Below are 18,229 nucleotides of genomic sequence, written 5' to 3'. Positions count from 1 at the left end.
AGCCTCAGAGTAGTGCAGCGGCAGGTCCCGCTCACAGGGGCCCGGGCCGCACCTTCACATTGCGCAGGGAACGGATGAGCGCGACGGCGGTAATGGACCCCGCCGCCATGATGGACGCCAGCACCACCACCTGGAACCGGCCCGCCTCCAGGGGCGGGGCGCCGCCGAAGATGGCACCGACAAAGGCGCCCGGCAGGGTGACCAGCCCCGTGGTTTTGGTCTGGTCCGTGGACGGGATCAGCGCCGAGTGCACGGCCTGCCGGGCCTGGCCCAGTGTGGCCTGCCGGGGCGTGGCGCCCAGGGCCAGCCAGCCCTCCACCTGGTCCCACTGCTCGGCGACCGCCTCGTGGAAGCGGCGCCCCGCCAGGGTGGCGATGGTCATGGAGTTGCCAATCACGATGCCGCCCACGGCCAGGACGTACCGCGGCGCGAACTCGATGGCCCCGGCGCCGAACACGACGGCAAGCGTCACCAGGATCCCCGCAGCCATCGTCGCGGCCACCACGGCAAACCGCCGCCACGACCAGGTGAGCCGGCGGGTCGCCGTCGCCGCGGCCACGGTGAACATCACCAGCAGCGCCGCGCCCACCGCCAGCGGATTCGTGATGATGCCGCCCAGCACCAGGCTGATGGCCGCCAGTTGCACCGCCCCGCGCAGGATGGCAAGGGCGGGGGAGAAGTACGACGGCGTCCGTGCGCTCCAGAGGACCCCCACCGTGAGTGCCACCAAAATGGCAAGGGCCGCGAGGGTGGGAACCAGGGCGGCGAGCTGGACCATGGCCCCAGCTTACTGACCGGCCCGCGCTGCCAGGGGGTTCCGGTAGGCGCGTAGAGCGCGGGGATAGGGGTATCCGGGCCCTTGAAAGTTGGGTACCCGCCGGCATTGCGCCTGCGCGGAATCCGGGCCTACGCTTGCGCGTAAATGGGTGGAAGTAATGACCCGTCCGGTGACGGCGGACGGGTTGCCTCAAGCGATTGTGCGCAGGAGTTGTTCCATGAAAGCCATCCCGTCCACCCGTTTCGGCAGGCTCCCGGTCCTGCTGCTCGCGTCGTTCCTGGTGTTGGCCGGCGCCGTCCTGGGCACCTCCGGACGGGCCGACGCCGATCCGGTCTACGGCACGCAGGGCATGGCGTACTCGGGGGTCAGCAACCCGCCCACCTCGGACAAGCCGCAAAGCAAGCTGTGGTTCAACGCCGGATCCTGGTGGGCGGACATGTGGACCACGGGGACCGGGTGGGGCATCTACCGCCTGGACCGTGCCGCCCAGGCATGGGTGAACACCGGAATCGTCAATGACACCAGGGCAAACACCCTGGCCGATGTGCTCTGGGACGGCAGCAAGCTCTACATCGCATCCCACGTGGTGACGGTTACGGGGGATGGAACTCCGAATCCTTCCCAGTCCGTCCAACCCGCGAAGCTTTACCGGTACAGCTACGCCGCCGGCACCTACACCCTTGATGCCGGCTTCCCCACCACGGTGACCGGCAACTCCAGCGAATCCATGACCATTGACCGGGACTCGCTCGGCGGGATCTGGGCCACGTGGACCCAGGTGGCCGGCAATTCCACGTCCGGCTACACCAACACGGTCTACGTCAACTACTCGGCCGACGCCGGGGCCACCTGGAACACCCCCTTCGTGCTGCCGGTCGCCAGCCCGCATCCGGCACCCGACGATATTTCCGCCGTCGTGGCCTTCAACCACAACCAGATCGGCGTGATGTGGAGCGACCACCTCGCCAACACCGTCTGGTGGGCAACGCACCCGGACGGCAAGGCCGCCGACTCGAACTGGCAGCTGCAGCCGGCCATGCGCGGCAAGGGCCAGGCGGACGACCACCTCAACCTCAAATCCCTCCAGTCGGACACCGCGGGGCGGGTCTTCGCCGCGGTGAAGACCAGCCTGAACGATTACTCCACGGACCCCACGGTCCCGCAACTGGTGCTCCTGGTGTTCAGGCCCGGAACTGCGGCGTTCACCCAGTCCACCATCTCGGTGGCCGGGGACTGTGTCACGCGCCCGCAGATCGTGCTGGACACGCAGAACAACCTGGTCCACGCCTTCCAGACGGCACCGCCCACGTCCGTCACGGGCTGTTCCTACTCCGGCGCGGCGGGCGCCATCTATGAGAAGACCGCGGCCCTGGACAACCCCGTCTTCGGGTCCGGCCGCGGCACGCCCGTCATCCAAAGCGCCTCGTCGTCCAACATGAACAACGCCACCACCACCAAGCAAAGCGTGGACAGCTCCACCGGGCTCGTGGTGCTGGCCAGCGACCATGTGGCCAAGCGGTACTGGTTCTCCGACCGCCCGCTCGGCACCGCCACCCCGCCGCCGGCGGCCCCCACCGCCTCGTTCACGGCCACCCCGACCTCCGGGACGGCGCCGCTGGATGTGGCCTTCACCGACACCTCCACCGGCTCGCCCACCTCCTGGAGCTGGGCGTTCGGCGACGGCGGAACCTCCACCGCGCAGAACCCCACCCACGGTTACGCCGCAGCCGGCACCTACACGGCGACGTTGACGGCCGGCAACAGTTCCGGCTCAACCTCTGCCAGCGCCACCATCACAGTCACCGCCGGCACACCCCCGTCCACCACGGCGGGCATCACCGTGGTCAACTCCAGCACCACCTATTCGGGGACGGCCACCCCGTCGGCAGTCCTCCCGGTCCCGGCCGGCGCCGCGGCCGGTGACGTGCTGGTGGCCTCTGTGGCCGCGGACTTGAACCCGGCCATGACGCCGCCCGCCGGCTGGACGGCCATCGTCAACGGCCTGTCCGTGAGTACCGGGGCCCGGCTGTTCAGCTACTACCACGTTGTGGGTGCGTCCGATCCGGCGTCGTTTACCTGGACGTTCAGCACGTCCGTGAAGTGGGGCGGCGGCATCACGGCGTACCGGGGCGTCAACAACGCAACGCCCCTGGACAGCGGCGTGGTCACGGCGACGGACACCAGCTGGACGAAGTCAAGCCTCACGGTGGGCAGCATCACCACGGCCACCAACGGGGCCATGCAGATCAGTGCGATCGTCTGCGACTGCGCCTCGCCGGTGTTCACCGCGCCCAGCGGCTGGACCCAGCGGTGGCAGTCGGCCGGGGGCCAGATCGCCGAGCACGCGGACCTGCTGCAGGCAACCGCGGGTGCTACCGGCACTGCCACCTGGACGTTCAGCGCCATCCGCGGAGCGGCGGCCTGGCGGACGGCCCTGAAACCTGCCGGCTGAACTTCTTCAGCGCGGATTTTCGAGCGAGACGGTTTCCAGGTACTCGGGGACCCGGGCCTTCCACCCGAGCTGCCGTTTGATGCGGGCCCTGAGGGCGTCGGAAGCGCCGGGTTCCCCGTGCGTGACATAGGTCATGGACGGGGCGGCAGGGGCGGCCTTCATCCATCGGAGCAACTCGTCGGAGTCGGCGTGGGCGGAGAGTCCTTCCATCTGGATGACTTCGGCCTCGATGCTGACGTCCTGTCCGTAGATGCGGAGGTGGTTTTCGCCTGCGGCGAGGGATGCGCCCCTGGTTCCACCGGCCTGGTAACCGCATAGGACGATCGCGTTGCGCCGGTCCGGTCCATACGCCGCAAGGTGGTGCAGGATCCGGCCGCCGGTGAGCATGCCGCTCGCCGAAATGATGATCATGGGGCCGCCGCGGAGGTTGAGCAGCTTGGATTCGTCGGGGCTGCGGACGGGGGTGGCCAGTTTGTAGAGGGCCTTGAATTCGTCCTCTTTGAGCCGGTGTTCCTCGCGGTGGCGCCGGTACATGTCCGATGCGTCGATGGCCATGGGGCTGTTCAGGAAGACAGGAATGGGAGGGATTGCGTGTTTGGCGAGAAGCCGTGAAATGTGAAGCAGTACCGTTTCGGCACGGCCGACGGCGAACGCGGCGATCATGATGACGCCGTTCCGCTTTGCCACCCGGTTGATGATGGCGCCCAGTTCGGTTTCGGGGTTGTCAGCCGGGTGTACCCGGTTGCCGTACGTGGATTCGGTCACCAGGACATTGACCGGTTCCAGGCCCCTGGGCGGGTACATCAGGACGTCATCGGCCCGGCCCAGGTCCCCGGTGAAGTGGACCGTGCGGCCGGCGAGCCGGAGGTGTATCTGTGCTGCGCCGAGGATGTGGCCGGCGGGCAGGAACGTTGCCTCGATGCCTCCGGGCAGCGGAAACGGGGAGTCGAAGTCCCGGGGTTTGAAGCTGTCGAGCGAGCGGACGGCGTCTTCTGCGGTGTAGAGGGGCAGCGGCGGGTGGTGGCTGGACGACGCCGTGTGGTCGGCATAGCGGGCTTCTTCCTCCTGGAGGTAACCGCTGTCGGGGAGCAGGAGGGTGCACAGTTCCGACGTGCCTGGCGTGGCGTAGACGGGGCCATGGAAACCGTCGCGGACCAGTGCGGGGATGTACCCGCTGTGGTCCAGGTGCGCATGGGTGAGGACCACGGCGTCAACGTTCGCCGGATTGACCTGGAAAGGTATGCGGTTACGGTCGCGGAGGTTCTTGTAGCCCTGGAAGAGCCCGCACTCGATGAGGACCCGGTGGCCCTGCGACTGGATGAGGTATCTGGAACCTGTCACCGTGTCCGCCGCGCCAAGAAACCGCAGGGTGGGGGGATGCTGCTCTCTCATGCCCTCTCCTTACACTGCCGCCGGGCCGGGAGCGGCCCCGTGGCGGGGATGGAGTCCAGTAAATACCCGCCCAGGCCGGGCTGATAGAGACAAAAGACCCCGCCGGGGTGGCTTCACGCGCCGGCTGCACCGGGGTGTCCGCCCCGGGAAACAGGGGCTTTCCGCCCTGCCGGGCCCCGCTGGCGGGGCGTATTCTTGCTGGCGGAAGGGAAGGCCATGACCAGCACCGGTTCATTCTTGATTATTGTGGGCTTTGACGGTTCCGACCATTCCCGGGCGGCACTGGACTGGGCCATGGATGAGGCACGCCGGCGCGAGGGCCAGCTCCGCCTGGTCACGGCCTGGGACAAGCCCCAGCTCGCCTGGTATCCGGCTGTACTGGAAACGGCAGCAGGTGAAATTGTCACCGAAGAGTCCCCGGAGAAGGCCGCGCAGGCGCTCCAGGCTGATGCACTGAAGGCCGCCGCAGATGCAGGCGTGACCGCGACGGGGCAGCTCGTCAAGACCCACTCGCCTGCTTCGGCAATACTCGACGCGGCGAAGGATGCGGATCTCGTCATCGTCGGTTCCCGGGGGCATGGCGGATTTCCCGGGCTGCACCTGGGCTCGGTCTCGGCCCAGGTGGTCAACCACGCGCAGTGCCCCGTCCTGGTGATCCATTCCAGGACGTGACTTCCGGCCTCTGTTGTACGAGGGAGGTCCGGTCGTAGACTTAAAGCGCCTGCAGGTAACCATCAGATGACGCCGGGTCGTTCAGGACATGAAAGTGTCCGAGCCTTCTCTTAGCGAGATCGCGAAGGTACCTGCAGGTTCTGCGTTTAAACGGAGCGCCGAATCCACGGGGAATTGGGCTCTTGCGTCTCCGGAAAACCTGGAGTACCACTGTTAATACGTTCTTCGAAAGAAGGACGGGAACGAACAAACAGGGGAACCCTGGAACACACCGTGGATCTGATCCACGGCGGTCTGCCGGTGACGGGGCAGGAATCACCAGGTTTCCGCAAGTTCGGGAGATGATGTTCGTCATAACGGAATCAAAACAGTCGAAGCCCCTTCAGCCTTGCTGGTGGGGCTTCCCCTATTGTGGTCACTCTTTACCGCTGCCCGGACGCCGCGCGTGGCGGCCCTGCCGGGTGGAATGAGCGGCGGGGTCGGGTTGGTCCCGGTGGCCGGAGGGGATAAGACTGTGGGTATGGCACGGGGAACGCTGCGGATCTTCCTGGGTGCCGCCACAGGGGCGGGCACCACGTACGCCATGCTCCAGGAAGCCCGCCAGCTCCAGGCCGAGGGCAGGGACGTGGCGGTGGGCGCCGCCGAGGACCATGGCCGGCAGGAGACCAGGCAGCTCCTCGAGGGGCTCGACGCCGTGGCGCCGCGCCGTGCGGAGGACCCCAGCGGGGCGGAGGTGCTTGGGCTCGACGTGGCGGCGGTGCTGGCCCGGCACCCGGACGTTGCCGTCGTCGACAATTATGCGCACGCCAACCCCGCCGGCAGCAGGAACGAACACCGGTGGCAGGACATCGAGGAACTGCTCGCGGCCGGGATCGACGTGCTGTCCACCCTCACCGTCCAGCACCTGGCCTCGCTGCAGGATGTGGTGGCCGCCATCACCGAAGAGCCCGGCGCCGGGACGGTCCCGGACGGGATCGTGCGCCGGGCCGACCACATCGAACTGGTGGACATCTCCCCGGACCTCCTGCGCCAGCGGGCCGCCGACGGAAAGATCTTCCCGAAGGACCGGATCGACGCGGCCCTGGCCAACGAGTTCCGGCTGGGCAACCTCATCGCGCTGCGCGAGGTCGCCCTGATCTGGCTGGCGGACCGGGTGGACGAGGGGCTGGCCAGCTACCGCGAAAGCCAGGGGATCACCGCCACCTGGCCCGCCCGCGAGCGGGTCGTCGTCGGGCTCAACGGCGCTCCGGAAGGGGAGGTCCTGATCCGGCGGGCGTCCCGGATCCTGTCGCGGGTCAACGGCGGTGACCTCCTGGCCGTCCACGTGCGCCGGGCGGATGCCGGGCCGGCGGAGTCGGTCCAGGCGCTGGAAGCGCAGCGGCGCCTGGTCACCGACCTCGGCGGCACCTGCCACACCGTGTCGGGGGAGGACCCGGCGGATTCACTCCTGGAATTCGCCCGCAGCGTCAACGCCACACAAATCGTGATCGGCGCCTCGCCCGGCGGGCTGTGGAGCCGGGTCCTCGGTGCCGGCGTCGGCGCCAAAGTGGTGCGGGGATCCGGTGACATCGACGTGCACATCGTGTCCCATCCCCAGGCCGGCCGCGGCCTGCCCCGGCCGGCACCCGCCGCGCTCAGCCGTGCCCGGACCACGGCCGGCTTCATCCTGGCCGTGGTGCTTCCGGTCTTGCTGACGGCAGCCATGTCCGCCAGCCCGGAACTCAATCTCGCCACGCACGCGCTCGTCCACATCACGGGGGTAATGGCGGTGGCGTTCATCGGCGGCCTGTGGCCGGCGGTGCTTGCGGCGGTCCTGGGTTCGCTGCTGCTCAACTACTTCCAGACCGACCCGGTGGGAACGTTCAACATCAGCGATCCGCAGAACGTCTTCGCGCTGCTGGTCTTCCTCAGCGCGGCGGTGGCGGTGTCGCTCGTGGTGGGCTTGTCCGCCCGGCGTGCCAGCGCCGCGGCCCGGGCACGCGCCGAAGCCGCCACCCTTGCGGATCTGGCAAACGACGCCCTCCTCGCCGACGACACCGTCGCGGCCTTCATGGCCAAGGTCCGGGAGACGTTCCAGGTTTCCTCTGCAGGCCTTTTCACCAGGCCGGGAGACAGCGAAGGCGGCTGGGAGCTCCAGGCCTTCTCGGGGGACCGGCCGCCAGCCGCTCCGGATGCGGCAGCCATGGCGGACAGCGTGGAACTGGCAGACCCGCGCACGGCGCTGGTCCTCTCCGGCCGGACCCTGACGGCGGGCGACCGGCTCCTCCTCACGGCGCACGGAGCCCACCTGCTCCTGCTGCTGCAGCGCCATGCCCTGCAGCGCACGCTGCAAAGCACCACGAAACTGGCCGAGGGCAACAGCGTGCGCACCTCCATCCTCCGGGCCGTCAGCCATGACCTGCGCACCCCGCTGGCCGGGATAAAGCTGGCCGTGACGGCCCTGCGGCGCCAGGGCCGCAAACTGCCGGCGGAGGTGCAGGCCGAGATGCTCGCCACCATCGAGTCCTACACGGAGCGGCTGGACGCCCTGATCTCCAACCTTTTGGACATGTCCCGGATTTCCAGCGGTTCGACGGCGCCGCTGACGGGCCCGGTCACCTGGCGCGATGCCATCGAGGACGCGCTGCGCGGCCTCCCGGCGGACCGCATCCGGGTTGAGCTCGCCCCCAACATGCCGGTGGTGGATGCCGACGTGGGGATGCTGGAGCGGGTCATCGCCAACATCGTGGAAAACGCGCTGAAATACGCGCCGGGGTCGGACGTCGTCATCGTGGGCGTCTCCGGTGCGTCGCATGCAGCGGCCGACGGCGGGACTCCCTTTGGCGAGCTGCGCATCGTCGACCACGGGCAGGGTGTGTCCGCTGCCGCCGTCGAGGGCATCTTCCAGCCGTTCCAGCGGCTCGACGATGCGCCGGAAGGGCTCGGCATGGGGCTGGGCCTTGCCGTCGCGAAAGGCTTCACCGAGGCCATGGGCGGCCAGTTGCTGGCCGAACCCACTCCGGGCGGCGGGCTTACCATGGTGATCCGCCTGCCGCTCTCCACCGGACCGGCAGTGTCCACCCTCCGCCGGGAAGCAGGCAGCAGCACCGTATGAGAACCATCCTGATCGTCGACGACGAGCCGCAGCTGCTGCGCGCCCTGCAGGTCAACCTTCAGGCGGAGGGGTACCAGGTGCTCACCGCGCTGGACGGGACGAGTGCGCTCAAGCACGCGGAGGGCGGCCACCCGGATGCCATCGTCCTGGACCTCGGCCTGCCGGACATCAACGGTGTGGACGTAATCACCCGGATCCGCCGCACCAGCAGCACGCCGATCATCGTGCTCTCCGCCCGGCACGGGTCCGTGGACAAGGTGCGGGCCCTGGACGCCGGCGCGGACGACTACGTGACCAAGCCGTTCGGGCTCGACGAACTTCTCGCCCGCCTCCGCGTCGCCGGTCGCCGCAGCGGCACGCCGGAGGTGGCGGAGGACATGCCCGCCATCGACGTGGGCGACTTCGAAGTGGACCTGGCCAACCGCAAGGTGACCCGAGGGGGAGCCCCGGTCCGGCTCACCCCGCGGGAGTGGGCCATCCTCCAGTTGCTGGTGCGCAACCCGGGACGGCTGATCACCCAGCAGCAGATGCTGGCGAAAATCTGGGGGCCGGGCTACGACAACGAAACCCATTACCTGCGCGTCTATATGGGGCAACTGCGCCGCAAGCTGGAGGCGGACCCGGCCCGGCCGCGGCACCTGCTCACCGAGGCCGGAATGGGGTACCGCTTCGAGCCGTGACCGGTCAGGCGGCGGCCGTTCGGATCCTTGGCGCACCACCATACGCTGCGATGAGGAACCACGCGGGGACCCCCAGGCTGGCTGCACAGATCACCAGGTGCACCACGATCACCGCGTCGTCGGTCCGCAGGTTCGCCGCGTCAGCACCAAGGGAGACGAGGACTGACTGGGACAGGGCATCCCTGCCCGCCCCGCCGGCCAGCCCAAGGACCGAGGCCGGCACGGCAGCAGCGCCGGCGATGAGCTAGGCCGCGGTCGCGTGGCCCAGCCCGTGGCTCACCGGAAGGCCCTTCTCCATGTCACACGCTCCGTTTATCTTCGCCCGCTTCGAGATGCGCCTTGAGGCTGGACCAGATCCGCTGCTCCTGCCGGCGGCCCACTGCCGTGATCAGCGGGCCTGCGAGCTTCAGGATGCCCTTGGGCCTGAGATCCCAACGCCAGCTCATAAGTGTCCCACTGGCGGCCGGAACGAAGGTGAGGGCCCCGGTAATGTCCGCCGTGGCCATCCGGGTCACCGATCCGAGGCGGCTTGGCCGTTTGTACTCGGTGACCTCCAGTTCGAACGGCGTGGTCCGCCTCCCGGAGGTTGTCACGACCTGCCAGCGGGTCCCGACCCCGATGGGTCCGGGGGTGGTCTTCCCGACGCTTTGCATCTGCGGGTTGTAGGCCGGCTCGTTGCGCTCGTCTGCAACGAAGTCGAAGACCTCCTCGACGGGGCGGCTGATGAGGATGGACCCGTTGATCACTGTCATGCCGTGCGCTCTCCTTTGTAAGCCCGCAGCGGCGGCCGCCGGGATGGCCGGGCACCGGAGCCGGTGCGGCGGGACAGCCGCAGGAGCGACACGCCGACAACCGCGAACCAAGCCCACAGGAGCGGGCCGTATACGGCGTAGAGGGACGGCATGATGAACCGCAGGGCCTCGCTGGCGAGGCCGAGGGCTCCCGTCGCAAGCCCGAGCCACCCAACCCAGTGCGGGAGGACGCCCCGCACCATGGGCAGCGAGATCAGGAAGATCCCCAGCGGCGTGAGCGCCCCCGCGAGCGAGACCGTATTGTTCTCGGCCACGAACGCCTCGGCGGCCGCCACGAAGGCCGGCCTGCCGGAAGCGTCCGCGGCCGCGTACTGGTCGCTCAGGTAGACCAGGGAAAGGGTTCCTTCGCTGGTCACCGGCACGGCCAGGAGCGCAGTCCACGAGGCTACGCCGACCGCGAAGCCCAGGACCGCCAGGCTGGGGCTGGCCGGGAACAGGGCGACCAGGAGGGCAACGAAGACCACCAGCCCGAACAGCGACGGGACGAGCCAGAGAAGTTGCTGGGCGATGTACGGGGCCTTGTGGTCCGCGATGAACTGCAGTGTCGCCTCTCCGCCGGAAATCGGGGGCGGATTTACCGCGTAGAGGGCGAGCGCCGCCACGCCGGAGGCGACCAACAAAAGCCCGGCAGCACCACCCATGCGGTACAGCGGAGACCACGCCTGGGCATTGGGCAATCGCGCCGACATGCCTTGATGCTAGGCGCGGAGCGATGGCTCACGCTTGGGGCGAAAGTCCTCCCGGCCGCCGTCGTAAATTCCGGGCGTAAAGGATTCGTCAATAAAGGCCCTTTACGCAGGTCAGCCGTTTTCGCCGGTGCTAGCTTCGCAGTGGTCGCGGTGCACAGGGCAGCGCGGAAAGGCAGACATGACCACGTTGAGCAGGCCCCCGGCGGACCCGTCCGCGCCCCATCCGCACGGAAAAGAGGCGCTGAAGGACTGGCTGCTGTTCGGGCTGCAGGACAGCAAGGGCGCCCACCCGGGCCCCGGCGGCGTGCCCACGCAGCACGAAAAGAAGCACCCGTGGTGGCAGGTCATGTGCCTGACCGGCGTGGACTACTTCTCCACCCTGGGCTACCAGCCGGCCATCGCCGCCCTGGCCGCCGGCGTCATTTCCCCGCTGGCCACCCTGGTGCTGGTGGCGGTGACCCTGCTGGGCGCCCTGCCGGTCTACCGCAGGGTGGCGGGCGAGAGCCCCCGCGGCGAAGGGTCCATCGCCATGCTCGAGCGGCTGCTGCCCAAGTGGGGCGGCAAGCTCCTGGTGCTGGTCCTGCTCGGGTTCGCCGCCACCGACTTCATGATCACCATGACCCTCTCGGCCGCCGACGCCACGGCCCACCTGATCCACAACCCGGTCGCCCCCGGTTGGCTGCAGGACCAGAACGTCCCCGTCACCCTCATCCTCCTGGCCCTGTTGGCCGCCGTGTTCCTGCGCGGATTCCGGGAAGCCATCGGCGTCGCCGTCGTCCTGGTGGTTCTCTACCTGGGCCTGAACGCCGTGGTGGTGGTGGCCACCCTGATGCAGGTCCTGGCCCACCCCGCGGCGATGGGCGACTGGTGGTCGAACCTCTGGACGTCCCACGGTGACCCGCTGATGGCGGTGGCCATCGCCCTGCTGGTGTTCCCCAAACTGGCCCTGGGCCTCTCCGGCTTCGAAACCGGCGTCGCCGTCATGCCCCAGGTCCAGGGGTCGGCGGACGACACCGAGCACCATCCGCAGGGCCGCATCCGCGGTGCCCGCCGCATGCTCACCACCGCCGCTGTCATCATGAGCGCCTTCCTCCTGACCACCAGCTTCATCACGGTGGTCCTCATCCCGGAACAGGAATTCCAGCCCGGCGGCCAGGCCAACGGCCGTGCCCTGGCCTACCTCGCGCACGAATACCTCGGCGTCGGGTTCGGCAGCGTCTATGACATCAGCACCATCGCCATCCTCTGGTTCGCCGGCGCTTCCGCCATGGCCGGCCTGCTGAACCTGGTGCCCCGGTACCTGCCGCGCTACGGCATGGCGCCGGGCTGGGCCAAGGCGGTCCGGCCCCTGGTGCTGGTCTTCACGCTGATCGGGTTCCTGATCACCTTCATCTTCGATGCCGACGTCGACGCCCAGGGCGGTGCGTACGCCACCGGCGTCCTGGTGCTGATGACCTCCGCCGCCGTCGCCGTCACGCTGTCCGCCCGCCGCCGCGGCCAGCGGAACCTCGCCCTGGGCTTCACCGCCATCACCGTGGTGTTCGCGTACACCACGGTGGCCAACATCTTCGAACGCCCCGAGGGCATCAGGATCGCGGGGATCTTCATCCTGGGCATCATCGTTATCTCGCTGCTCTCCCGGGTCCGCCGCTCCTTCGAGCTGCACGCCACCCGGGTCCACCTGGACCAGCAGGCCCTGGAGTTCATGTCCAGCACCCTGGAAGGGCCCATCGCCATCATCGCGCACGAGCCGCTGCGCCTGTCCGCCGAGGCGTACCGGGACAAGCTCGAGTCGGCCATCGAGGTCAGCCACCTGCCGCTGGCAGGGGAGGCCCTGTTCCTCGAGGTGGTGGTGGACGACTCCTCGGACTTCGAAACCGAACTGCACGTGCGCGGCGTGAACCGGCACGGCTACCACATCCTCGAAGTCCACGGGCCGGTGGTCCCCAACACCATCGCCTCGGTGCTGCTGCACATCCGGGACGTCACCGGCCTCATGCCGCACATCTACTTCCGCTGGACGGAGGGCAACCCCATCACCAACCTGGTGCGGTTCCTGTTCCTCGGCGAGGGCGAAATAGCGCCGGTGACCCGTGAGGTGCTGCGCGAGGCCGTCCCGGACGTTACCCAGCGGCCCTGGGTGCACGTGGGCTGACCGGCGGCACGACTGCGGCAACCGGGACGCCGGCCGCCACCCGGGCGGCGTCCGCCAACGTGGACGGAACGTGCGCGCGGAAGGCCGCTTCGGCGTCGTCCTCGCAGACTCCCGCGGCCAGCACCAAAACGTGCACCATGTCGCCGTAGGAATCGTTGCAGGCGAGGATGTCGCCGGGAACCTTGCGCCCCTGCCCGTCTTGGTCCGGCGAGGGCTGGAAGATGACCCACCACGGCTCGCCGTACCGGTCGGGGAAGAGGTAGCCCGCCTTCGGATGCAGGGCGCGGCCGTTCAGCCCGCGGCCGCCGTAGCCCTCCACGGATTCGGCTGACGCGGCAAACCGCACCCGGCCGCGGTCCTCAGGCTTCTCATCCCACCGCATCTGCGCTCCCTGCGTCCACATGTCCCCTATGGATCCATCAAAGGACCGGAGCCGCTCCACCGGGGCCGCAGGGGCGGTTAATTGACGGATTCTTTACGCCTCCCTTCCCCCGGCGCGAGATGGCATTTGACGGCAGTTGTTCTGTGGAACATTGCCGTGAGCTGCCATCTCGCGGAGCCGGCCAAGCCAAGGCGTCATCCATAATGGGCCCATGACCAGCCCAGAGATTCGCCCTATGTGCCCGGACGACTGGGACGCCGTCCACGCCATCTACGCTGCGGGCATCGCCACCGGTGAGGCCACCTTCGAGAGCGAGCCGCCCACCTGGGAGGCGTTCGACGGCGTGAGGTTGCGTGAGCACCGGCTCATCGCCCACGACGGTGGCCGGGTCCTGGGCTGGGCCGCGGTGTCGCGGGTTTCGTCGCGGGAGGTGTACCGGGGCGTCGTCGAACACTCGATCTACGTGGCGCCGCAGACCCAGGGCCGCGGTGTGGGACGGCTGCTGCTCAGCGCCCTCATCGATTCCACCGAGGCCGCCGGGATCTGGACCATCCAGTCCAGCATCTTCCCGGAGAACACGGCCAGCCTGGCCCTCCACCAGAAGCTCGGGTTCCGGGTGGTGGGAACCCGGGAACGGATCGCCCGGATCAGCCACGGCCCCAGGGCCGGCCACTGGCAGGACACCCTGCTCCTGGAGCGCCGCAGCCCGGTGGCCGGGACGGAATAGCCGGCTACCGCAACGGCAGCGTCAGGATCTCGGCGCCGTCCGGCGTGATGGCGACCGTGTGTTCACTGTGCGCCGTCCTGCAGCCGGTGGCGCTCCGAAGCGTCCACCCGTCGTCGTCCGTCACCAGCTCCGCCGTGTCCGCCATGATCCACGGCTCCAGCGCCAGCAGCAGCCCGGGCCGCAGCTTGAACCCGCGCCCGGGCCGCCCGGTGTTGGGCACGTGCGGGTCCTGGTGCATGGTGGAGCCGATGCCGTGGCCGCCGAACTGCGTGTTGACCGGGTAGCCGGCATCAATGAGGACCCGGCCGATGGCGTACGAGATGTCACCGATCTTGTTGCCCGGCTGTGCCGCGGCGATTCCCGCCGCCAGGGCCCGCTCTGTTGCCTCGATCATCGCCACGCTCTCCGCCGGCCGGGAATCGCCGACGAGGAAGCTGATGGCGGCGTCCGCGGCAACCCCGTCCTTGACGACGGCGAGGTCCAGGGTGAGCAGGTCGCCGTCGGCCAGGGCGTAGTCGTGGGGGAGTCCGTGCAGCACGGCGTCGTTGACGCCGGTGCAGATGTAGTGGCCGAACGGTCCGCGGCCAAACGACGGCGCATAGCCCACATAGCAGGACTCGGCTCCGGCCTCCTCGATCATCTCCCTGGTCCACTGGTCGATCTCCAGCAGGTTGGTGCCCACGGCCGCGCGGCTCTTCATGGCCTGCAGGATGTCCGCCACCAGGGCGCCGGTGACCCGTGCGCGCTCCACTTCGGCGGGGTTCAGGATCTCGATCATCGGGGCGCCCTTCTGCTGTGGCCACAAGCTGTAGGGGCCATCCTATGGGCCTTGCCCCAAGCGCAGGCAAGCGCCTGTTGCCAAAGACATAGATGAGTGTAAATATTTACGTGTGTCTATGTCTTTGGAACTGACCCCCGTCCAGGCGGTGGCCTGCTGTTCGCCGCTCGCCAGGGAGCCCCTGTCCGAAACGGAAGCGGAGGGCATCGCCCCGCTGCTGAAGGCCCTGGCGGATCCGGTCCGGCTGCGCCTGATGTCCATGGTGGCCTCCCATGAGGGCGGCGAAGCCTGCGTCTGCGACCTCAACGATGCGTTTGAGCTGTCCCAGCCCACCATCAGCCACCACCTGAAAATCCTGCACGAGGTGGGCCTGCTGGACCGGGAGAAGCGCGGCGTGTGGGTCTACTACCGCGCCCGCACCGAGGCGCTGCAGAACCTGGCGGCCCTGATCGGGGGCCAGGCCGCATGAGCGAGATGGTCCGCAGGGCAGCTGCCGAGTTTGTCGGTACCGCCTTCCTGGTCATGGCCGTGGTGGGCTCCGGCGTGATGGCGTCGCGGCTTTCACCGGACGACGCCGGCCTGCAGCTTTTGCAGAACAGCCTCGCCACGGGTGCCGCGCTGGTGGCGCTGATCGTGGCCCTGCAGCCGGTGTCGGCGTCGTTCAATCCCGTGGTGACCCTGGTGGAACGGGCGCTGGGCATGATCGATACCCGCACGGCGGCCGGCCTCATTGGCGGCCAGTTCCTGGGCGGCGTGGCCGGTACCGTGGCCGCGAACCTGATGTTCGGGCTGGACGCCGTCACCCTCTCAACGCATGAGCGCACCGGGCCGGGGCTTTGGCTGGCCGACGTCATCGCAACCATCGGCCTCCTCGTGGTCATCTTCGGCACCGTCCGCTCGGGCCGCGCGGACCGGGTGGCCTTCGCCGTCGGCGGGTACATCACCGCCGCCTACTGGTTCACCAGCTCCACCAGCTTCGCCAACCCGGCGGTGACCATCGCCCGGACCGTCACGGACACCTTCGCCGGCATCGCACCGCCGTCGGCCCCTGCCTTCATCCTGGCGCAGCTGCTGGGCGGTGCCGCCGGGTACGTCCTGGTCCGTTTCCTCTACCCAACAATCGCAACCCCCGCCGTCGCCACGGCCGGCCGAAAGGTGCCCTCATGAGCCGCAAGCCCTCCGTCCTGTTCGTCTGCGTCCACAACGCCGGCCGCTCCCAGATGGCCGCCGCATTCCTCACCGCCCTCTCCAAGGGTGCCGTCGAGGTCCGCTCTGCCGGATCCCAGCCGGCGGACAAGGTGAACCCGGCCGCCGTCGAGGCGATGGCCGAGGTGGGCATCGACATGTCCGCCGAGATCCCCAAGATCCTCACCACCGAGGCCGTCAAGGAATCCGATGTGGTGATCACCATGGGCTGCGGCGACGAATGCCCGTACTTCCCGGGCAAGCGCTACGAGGACTGGGTCCTGGAGGATCCGGCCGGCAAGGGCGTGGAGTCCGTCCGGCCCATCCGCGACCAGATCAAGGCCCGCGTCGAAGCCCTGATCGAATCCCTGATCCCGGCCCAGGCCTGAAAGGTGGACGCCATGGAAGCACTTCCCGTTGCCGTGATCGGCGCCGGACCGGTCGGCCTGGCCGCGGCCGCGCACCTGCTCGAACGCGGGCTGGAACCGCTCGTCCTCGAAGCCGGTCCCGCGGTGGGCTCCGCGATCCGGCAATGGGGACACGTCCGCGTGTTCTCCACCTGGAAGTACAACCTCGACGCCGCCTCGGTGCGGCTGCTGGAGCGCAACGGCTGGGAGGCGCCCCGGCCCACCGCGCTGCCGTACGGGTCCCAGATCGTGTCCGAGTACTTGGAACCGCTGGCCGCGACGCCGGAGCTGAGGGACCGGATCCGGACCGGCGCCCGTGTTGTCGCCGTCACCCGGCAGGGCATGGACAAGGGCCGCAGCCAGGGCCGTGAGCAGGCACCGTTCCTCCTGCGCATAGAGCACGACGGCGGGAAGGTCACCGAGGTCACGGCGCGCGCCGTCATCGATACCTCGGGCACCTGGGCCAGCCCGGCGCCGCTGGGATCCTCCGGCCTGCCCGTTCCCGGGGAGGCCGAGGCGCGTGCTGCCGGGCTGATCACGGGTCCGCTCCCGGATGTTGCCGCCGGCGGGTTTGCCGGGCGCCGCACCCTGGTGATCGGCTCGGGGCATTCCGCCGCCAACATGGTGCTGGACCTGGCCCGCGTGGCCCGTGCCAACCCCGGAACCGACGTCCTGTGGGCCATCCGAGCCGCCACCCCGGCCCGGGCCTACGGCGGCGGGGACGCCGACCAGCTGCCTGCCCGCGGCCAGCTCGGCGCCCGGCTCCGCACCGCCGTCGAAAGCGGGGCCGTCCAGCTCCTGGCCAACTTCCACACTGCGTCCCTTGATGTGCACGGCGGCGCCGTCACCGTGCACGCCGCGGACGGGCGCAGCGTCTCCGTGGACCGGGTCATCCCGGCCACCGGCTTCCGGCCGGACCTGGCCATGCTCTCGGAGCTGCGGCTGGACCTGGACCCGGCCGTTGAAGCGCCCAAGGCCCTGGGCCCGCTGATCGACCCGGACTTCCACAGCTGCGGCACGGTCCCGGCCCACGGCGCCAGGGTCCTCGCGCAGCCGGAGAAGGACTTCTACCTCGCCGGGATGAAGTCCTATGGCCGGGCGCCCACCTTCCTCATGGCCACCGGCTACGAGCAGGTCCGCTCCATCGCGGCGGCCCTGGCCGGTGACACCGAGTCCGCGGACGCCGTCGAGCTTGAACTCCCGGAAACGGGCGTGTGCTCCACGAACCTGCCGGATGCATCCGGCGACGCCGACGACTCCTGCTGCGGCTCCGCTCCGGTGCCCGTGACGATCGGCTTCGCCACCGGCTTCCGGCACGGGCGCACCGGCGAGTCAGCCGGGGTATAACGGTCTCGAGGGCTGACAACTAGAGGAGGTTCTGGTGCGCGCTTCCGGGAAGGACCCTGTGCGGGAGGACCTGCTGTGGATCGCGGCCGACTTCCGGAAGATCATCCTGGCTGTTCCGTTTGAGGAGCTGGACCGGCCGTCCAACGGGACGCGGTGGACCAACCGGCAGCTGCTCTTCCACATGGCGCTTGGGCAGAACATCGCGCTCGCAGGGATACCCCTGCTGGGGCTGTTCTCGCACCTGCCGCCGTCGGCGTCGCGCAACTGGAGCCGGCTCCTCGATGCCTGCGCCGGGCCCTACAACTGGGTGAACTGGGCCGGAAGCGCCGCCGGCGGGAAGGTGCTGACACCACGGGGCATGCTGCGCATGATGGAGCGGACCACGCGGATCCTCGTGGCCTGGTATGACCGGGCGGACAGCCGGGCGCTGGGGCGCGGCATGACGATGCCGACGCGGTGGGATCCGTACTTTGCGCCCTGGATGGACCGCAAAGACGTCCTGGCCTGGGCACCCAAGCACTACCGCCACCACCGCGCCCAGCTGAGCCTGACCACGCTGCCGTCCTGAGAGTGCTGCCCACCGGGCGCGTGCATTCCCGCCCAGTTACTCCCGGCCTTCTCCGGGGTAGGAGCCAGGGCGCGCCGGTTCTGACGGCGCGCCGCCGGGGGGGGCCGGGAA

18 protein-coding genes are annotated in these 18,229 nt (G+C 69.1%); 11 read left to right on the top strand and 7 right to left on the bottom strand.

Features of this window, described 5'->3' with window-relative positions:
* Window positions 1-31 precede the first annotated feature (31 nt).
* Window positions 32-778: an ABC transporter permease gene (locus tag ACYSM9_RS12745; protein WP_461857333.1), complete on the bottom strand. Its 747-nt coding sequence runs from the start codon at window positions 776-778 to the stop codon at window positions 32-34.
* A 217-nt stretch (window positions 779-995) separates the two neighbouring features.
* Here ACYSM9_RS12745 and ACYSM9_RS12740 point away from each other — a divergent pair, with 217 nt between their 5' ends.
* The gene (locus ACYSM9_RS12740; protein WP_461857332.1) at window positions 996-3,230 is read left to right on the top strand and encodes a PKD domain-containing protein; all 2,235 of its coding nucleotides are present in this window, start codon (window positions 996-998) and stop codon (window positions 3,228-3,230) included.
* Window positions 3,231-3,236: 6 nt separating this feature from the next.
* Here the strand turns inward: ACYSM9_RS12740 and ACYSM9_RS12735 are convergent, their stop codons facing one another.
* Complete coding sequence (locus ACYSM9_RS12735) at window positions 3,237-4,622, bottom strand: MBL fold metallo-hydrolase RNA specificity domain-containing protein (RefSeq protein WP_461857331.1); 1,386 nt, start codon at window positions 4,620-4,622, stop codon at window positions 3,237-3,239.
* A gap of 216 nt (window positions 4,623-4,838) precedes the next feature.
* Here ACYSM9_RS12735 and ACYSM9_RS12730 point away from each other — a divergent pair, with 216 nt between their 5' ends.
* The 3 genes from ACYSM9_RS12730 to ACYSM9_RS12720 all read left to right on the top strand — a co-directional run bounded on the left by ACYSM9_RS12730 (window position 4,839) and on the right by ACYSM9_RS12720 (window position 9,068).
* Window positions 4,839-5,294, top strand: a complete 456-nt coding sequence (locus tag ACYSM9_RS12730) for a universal stress protein (protein WP_461857330.1) — start codon at window positions 4,839-4,841, stop codon at window positions 5,292-5,294.
* A gap of 520 nt (window positions 5,295-5,814) precedes the next feature.
* Window positions 5,815-8,388 (top strand): DUF4118 domain-containing protein, encoded by a 2,574-nt coding sequence (locus ACYSM9_RS12725; protein WP_461857329.1) that lies wholly within the window; start codon window positions 5,815-5,817, stop codon window positions 8,386-8,388.
* The gene (locus tag ACYSM9_RS12720; protein WP_461857328.1) at window positions 8,385-9,068 is read left to right on the top strand and encodes a response regulator; all 684 of its coding nucleotides are present in this window, start codon (window positions 8,385-8,387) and stop codon (window positions 9,066-9,068) included. Before ACYSM9_RS12725 ends, ACYSM9_RS12720 begins: the two co-directional genes overlap by 4 nt.
* A 4-nt stretch (window positions 9,069-9,072) precedes the next feature.
* On the opposite strand, the gene ACYSM9_RS12715 is transcribed toward ACYSM9_RS12720, so the two are convergent.
* The 3 genes from ACYSM9_RS12715 to ACYSM9_RS12705 form a co-directional block, all read right to left on the bottom strand.
* The gene (locus tag ACYSM9_RS12715; RefSeq protein WP_461857327.1) at window positions 9,073-9,291 is read right to left on the bottom strand and encodes a hypothetical protein; all 219 of its coding nucleotides are present in this window, start codon (window positions 9,289-9,291) and stop codon (window positions 9,073-9,075) included.
* 76 nt (window positions 9,292-9,367) lie between these two features.
* Window positions 9,368-9,820: an SRPBCC family protein gene (locus ACYSM9_RS12710; protein WP_461857326.1), complete on the bottom strand. Its 453-nt coding sequence runs from the start codon at window positions 9,818-9,820 to the stop codon at window positions 9,368-9,370.
* Entirely contained in the window at window positions 9,817-10,569 is a 753-nt protein-coding gene (locus ACYSM9_RS12705; protein WP_461857325.1) for a DUF4386 family protein, read from the bottom strand. Before ACYSM9_RS12705 ends, ACYSM9_RS12710 begins: the two co-directional genes overlap by 4 nt.
* 178 nt (window positions 10,570-10,747) lie before the next feature.
* On the opposite strand from ACYSM9_RS12705, the gene ACYSM9_RS12700 reads away from it, so the two are divergent.
* Complete coding sequence (locus ACYSM9_RS12700) at window positions 10,748-12,724, top strand: APC family permease (protein WP_461857324.1); 1,977 nt, start codon at window positions 10,748-10,750, stop codon at window positions 12,722-12,724.
* On the opposite strand, the gene ACYSM9_RS12695 is transcribed toward ACYSM9_RS12700, so the two are convergent.
* A complete protein-coding gene (locus tag ACYSM9_RS12695) occupies window positions 12,693-13,127 on the bottom strand; it encodes a hypothetical protein (RefSeq protein ID WP_461857323.1) in 435 nt (144 codons plus the stop codon). The genes ACYSM9_RS12700 and ACYSM9_RS12695 overlap by 32 nt on opposite strands.
* 190 nt (window positions 13,128-13,317) lie before the next feature.
* On the opposite strand from ACYSM9_RS12695, the gene ACYSM9_RS12690 reads away from it, so the two are divergent.
* Complete coding sequence (locus tag ACYSM9_RS12690; RefSeq protein ID WP_461857322.1) at window positions 13,318-13,833, top strand: GNAT family N-acetyltransferase; 516 nt, start codon at window positions 13,318-13,320, stop codon at window positions 13,831-13,833.
* A 4-nt stretch (window positions 13,834-13,837) separates the two neighbouring features.
* Here ACYSM9_RS12690 and map read toward each other — a convergent pair whose 3' ends face one another.
* Window positions 13,838-14,611, bottom strand: coding sequence for a type I methionyl aminopeptidase (map, locus tag ACYSM9_RS12685; protein ID WP_461857321.1), 774 nt, complete (start codon window positions 14,609-14,611; stop codon window positions 13,838-13,840).
* Window positions 14,612-14,729: 118 nt separating this feature from the next.
* Between map and ACYSM9_RS12680 the strand changes: the two genes are divergently transcribed.
* Genes ACYSM9_RS12680 through ACYSM9_RS12660 form a run of 5 tightly spaced genes read left to right on the top strand, consistent with a single transcriptional unit; the run spans window position 14,730 to window position 18,118 of the window.
* Window positions 14,730-15,080, top strand: coding sequence for a metalloregulator ArsR/SmtB family transcription factor (locus ACYSM9_RS12680; RefSeq protein WP_461857358.1), 351 nt, complete (start codon window positions 14,730-14,732; stop codon window positions 15,078-15,080).
* Window positions 15,077-15,778 carry an aquaporin gene (locus ACYSM9_RS12675; protein WP_461857320.1) on the top strand — a complete coding sequence of 234 codons (702 nt, stop codon included), beginning with the start codon at window positions 15,077-15,079 and terminating at the stop codon, window positions 15,776-15,778. Before ACYSM9_RS12680 ends, ACYSM9_RS12675 begins: the two co-directional genes overlap by 4 nt.
* Window positions 15,775-16,185: an arsenate reductase ArsC gene (locus ACYSM9_RS12670; RefSeq protein WP_461857319.1), complete on the top strand. Its 411-nt coding sequence runs from the start codon at window positions 15,775-15,777 to the stop codon at window positions 16,183-16,185. Before ACYSM9_RS12675 ends, ACYSM9_RS12670 begins: the two co-directional genes overlap by 4 nt.
* Window positions 16,186-16,197: 12 nt before the next feature.
* A complete protein-coding gene (locus ACYSM9_RS12665; RefSeq protein ID WP_461857318.1) occupies window positions 16,198-17,550 on the top strand; it encodes an FAD-dependent oxidoreductase in 1,353 nt (450 codons plus the stop codon).
* A gap of 34 nt (window positions 17,551-17,584) precedes the next feature.
* Window positions 17,585-18,118: a DinB family protein gene (locus ACYSM9_RS12660; protein WP_461857317.1), complete on the top strand. Its 534-nt coding sequence runs from the start codon at window positions 17,585-17,587 to the stop codon at window positions 18,116-18,118.
* Window positions 18,119-18,229 lie beyond the last annotated feature (111 nt).

This window comes from Arthrobacter sp. C152 (genome assembly GCF_054890965.1).
Note: the sequence above shows the minus strand (reverse complement) of the source record. Positions and strands in the feature narration are given on the sequence as shown.